This is a genomic window from Microbacterium sp., assembly GCF_031178525.1.
Lineage (GTDB): Bacteria > Actinomycetota > Actinomycetes > Actinomycetales > Microbacteriaceae > Microbacterium.
This window is the reverse complement of sequence record NZ_JAPSJA010000237.1, coordinates 1-3561: the sequence shown is the minus strand read 5'-3', so window position 1 is coordinate 3561 and position 3561 is coordinate 1. Positions and strand designations below refer to the sequence as shown.

Genomic DNA, 3561 nt, shown 5'->3' with positions numbered 1-3561 from the left:
TCTCGATCGGTCGTTATCACAACGGCACCGGGCGGGCATGGCTGCCCCCGGCCACGCTCATCCCGATCTACCTCGCGGTCGCGCTCGCTCTCACCGCCGGCGTGTGGTCCGCGCTCGTCGACCGGCGCGACCCCAGCCGCGGTGAGCGTCACGACGTGGGCGCGCGGATCGTCGCGACCGTCCTCGCCCTCGCCGCCGTGCCGCTGTTCCTCGACGCGGCCGACAACGGGCGCGAGAACTTCTGGTTCATGATGCTCGTCAGCGCGCTGGGCGCCATGGTCTGCGCCGCGCTCGTGTGGACGCCGAACCTCGTGACCCGGCTTCGCGAGCTGCAGACGGCGCGCATCAAGGCGATCCGCGACGAGCATCGCGCCGAGATGGCCGCGCACCTGCATGACTCGGTGCTGCAGACGCTGGCGCTGATCCAGAACCGCGCCGGCGCGTCGAGCGAGGCCGGACGCCTGGCCCGCGCCCAGGAGCGCGAGCTGCGCGCATGGCTCTACGACGGCGACACCCCGGCCGACAGCGACCTCGCGACCGACCTGCGCGACTACGGATCGGCGCTCGAGCTCGACTACGAGGTCGCGATGACGATCGTGTCGGCGGGAACGTCCACCGAGCGCGCGAGCGGCGAGGTCGCGGCGGCCGCGCGCGAGGCGATGCTCAACGCCGCGCGGCACGCGGGCGGCGAGGTGTCGGTCTACATCGAGGGCTCGCCCGGATCGGTCGACGTCTACGTGCGCGATCGCGGTCCCGGCTTCGATCCGCAGGCGGTGCCGGCGGACCGTCTTGGAGTGCGCGAGTCGATCATCGGACGGCTGCGCCGGGTCGGCGGCTCGGCGTCGGTCGCGCCGGGCGCGGGCGGCGTCGGCACGCAGGTGCACATCCGCTTCCCCGGGGGAGGCGCGCGTGGCTGACCTGACCGTGGTCATCGTCGACGACCACTCCATCTTCCGCTCCGGCCTGCGCCACGATCTCGACCGCGAGATCGACGTCGTCGGCGAGGCCGCGGATGTCGCCGAGGCCGTTGCCGTGATCGCCGCGCGACAGCCGGATGTGGTGCTGCTCGACGTGCACCTTCCCTTCGGCGAAGGCAACCGTGCCGAGGCGGAGGCCACGGGCGGCGAGGCCGTGCTGCGCCGCGCCGCGCCGCTCTCCCCCGACACGCGGTTCCTCGCGCTGAGCGTCTCGGACGCCGCCGAGGACGTGGTGCGAGTCATCCGCGCCGGCGCGCGCGGCTACATCACGAAGGGCGCATCCGGGTCCGAGGTGTCGCGGGCCGTGCGCACGGTCGCGGACGGGGACGCGGTGTTCTCGCCGCGCCTCGCCGGATTCGTGATCGACGCGTTCGGCGCCGCGGCGGGCGAGACGGCGGCGACCGACGACGAGCTCGACCGGCTCTCGGCGCGCGAGCAGGAGGTCATGCGCCTGATCGCGCGCGGCTACGCGTACAAGGAGGTCGCCGCCGACCTGTTCATCTCGATCAAGACGGTCGAGTCCCACGTCTCGGCCGTGCTCCGCAAGCTGCAGCTGTCATCGCGGCACGAGCTCACAGCGTGGGCCTCAGCCCGCCGGCTGCTGTAGCGCGGGCGGCGTCGGCTTCTGCGCGGAGCCTCTCGACGCGGCCGCCCGCCGCCGCGCGCGGCGGCGCCACGGCGCATCCGCCCAGCCGTGCAGGGCGAGGGTGGTCACGACCCACCACACGTGACGCAGAAGCGAGCGCGGATCGGTGAGGGGCCGCGCCGCCACGTCGACGATCAGCTCGCGATCGCGGCGCACCGTCATCTCGGGCCGGACGTGCAGCGCGAGATCGATGTCATCGTGGATGTCGCGCCGGTCGCGATGGACCTCGGCGCTCAGCTGCCGCCAGGCCTCCGCGCGCATGGCGAGGTTCGAACCGAACAGCGGCGGGTGACCGAGCAGCGGCGACATCACCCGGTAGAGCGACCCGATGTAGAAGTGCCGGCCGATCCAGTCGACCCACGGCACGGTGTCCGCGAAGCGCGCGTCGCCGGTGAGGAAGTCGAGCGACGGATCGCCGGCGAAGTGCTCCTCGATCCTCGCCACCCAGTCGGGCGGACACACGGTGTCGGCGTCGATGCGCGCGATCAGCTCGCCGGTCGCAGCGTCGTACCCCGCAGATGCGGCGCGCGGAATGCCCGGCATTGGCTCCACCACGACGCGGGCGCCCGCCACACGCGCGACCGCTGCGCTGTCGTCGCTGCTGCCGTTGTCGACGACGACGATCTCGTCCGCCGGACGGCTCTGCCGCGCGAGAGCCGCGAGGCACCGCTCCAGCAGCCGGGCGTCGTCCCGGACGGGCACCACCACGGAAATGCGCATCGGCTCGCTTCCTCTCGACCGGTGCAACGATTCTCGCCCGCGGCGCAAGCCCCGGGAACGGGATTGACGTGCGTGCCAGACTGAACGCGTGAGCGACTTCGACTTCACGAACGCGTATGCCCATGGGTTCGCCCGCGTCGCGGCGTGCACCATCCCGCTGGCGATCGCGGATCCGGCGACGAACGCGCAGCACGTGCTCGATAGCGCGCGCGAGTGCCACGACGAGTCGGTGGCGGTCGCGCTGTTCCCCGAGCTGTGCCTGTCCGGGTATGCGATCGACGATCTCGTGATGCAGGATGCGCTGCTCGATGCCGTGGACGAGGCCATCGCCCGCATCGCGCACGAGTCGCGCGACCTGCTGCCGATGCTCGTGGTCGGCGCCCCCCTCGCTCACCGCAATCGCATCTACAACTGCGCGGTGATCATCCACCGCGGACGCGTGCTGGGCGTGGCGCCGAAGTCCTACCTGCCGACGTACCGCGAGTTCTACGAGCGCCGCTGGTACGCACCGGGAGACGACCAGCGCGGCACGATCACCGTGGCGGGCGCCGAGGTGCCGTTCGGCCCCGATCTGCTGTTCGACGCGACGGATGTGCCGGGGCTCGTGGTTCACGTCGAGGTGTGCGAGGACCTGTGGGTGCCGATCCCGCCGTCGGCGACCGCGGCACTGGCGGGCGCGACCGTGCTGCTGAACCTGTCGGGCAGCCCCATCACGATCGCGCGCGCCGAGGACCGCAAGGACCTGTGCAAGTCGCAGTCGCTGCGGTGCCTGGCCGCCTACGTCTATGCCGCCGCCGGCATGGGCGAGTCGACGAACGACCTCTCGTGGGACGGCCAGACCATGATCTACGAGGGCGGCAACCTGCTCGCCGAGACCGAGCGGTTCCCCGACGGGCCGCGTCGCTCGATCGCGGATGTCGATCTCGACCACCTGCGTCAGGACCGTATCCGGCAGGGGACGTTCGACGACAATCGCCGCACGGTGGGTCCGCAGTTCCGCACGATCCCCTTCGCGCTGCAGCCGCCGACGGGTGACATCGGCCTGCAGCGGCACCTCGACCGCTTCCCGTTCGTTCCGGACGACCCCGCACGGCTCGCGCAGGACTGCTACGAGGCCTTCAACATCCAGGTCGCGGGTCTCATGCAGCGGATGCGGGCGATCGGCGACCCCAAGCCGATCATCGGTGTGAGCGGCGGGCTCGACTCGACGCATGCTCT

4 protein-coding genes are annotated in these 3561 nt (G+C 71.9%); 3 read left to right on the top strand and 1 reads right to left on the bottom strand.

The window, feature by feature from the left end:
• Both RIF89_RS12270 and RIF89_RS12265 read left to right on the top strand, forming a co-directional pair.
• The coding region (locus RIF89_RS12270; protein WP_309069391.1) for an ATP-binding protein at positions 1-917 on the top strand (917 nt) is incomplete at its 5' end.
• Positions 910-1584 (top strand): response regulator transcription factor, encoded by a 675-nt coding sequence (locus RIF89_RS12265; RefSeq protein ID WP_309069390.1) that lies wholly within the window; start codon positions 910-912, stop codon positions 1582-1584. The genes RIF89_RS12270 and RIF89_RS12265, both read left to right, overlap by 8 nt.
• Here RIF89_RS12265 and RIF89_RS12260 read toward each other — a convergent pair.
• Positions 1564-2343 carry a glycosyltransferase family A protein gene (locus tag RIF89_RS12260; protein WP_309069389.1) on the bottom strand — a complete coding sequence of 260 codons (780 nt, stop codon included), beginning with the start codon at positions 2341-2343 and terminating at the stop codon, positions 1564-1566. The genes RIF89_RS12265 and RIF89_RS12260 overlap by 21 nt on opposite strands.
• A gap of 88 nt (positions 2344-2431) precedes the next feature.
• On the opposite strand from RIF89_RS12260, the gene RIF89_RS12255 reads away from it, so the two are divergent.
• Positions 2432-3561 (top strand): NAD(+) synthase (locus RIF89_RS12255; protein WP_309069388.1); only part of this gene is annotated, 1130 nt, incomplete at its 3' end.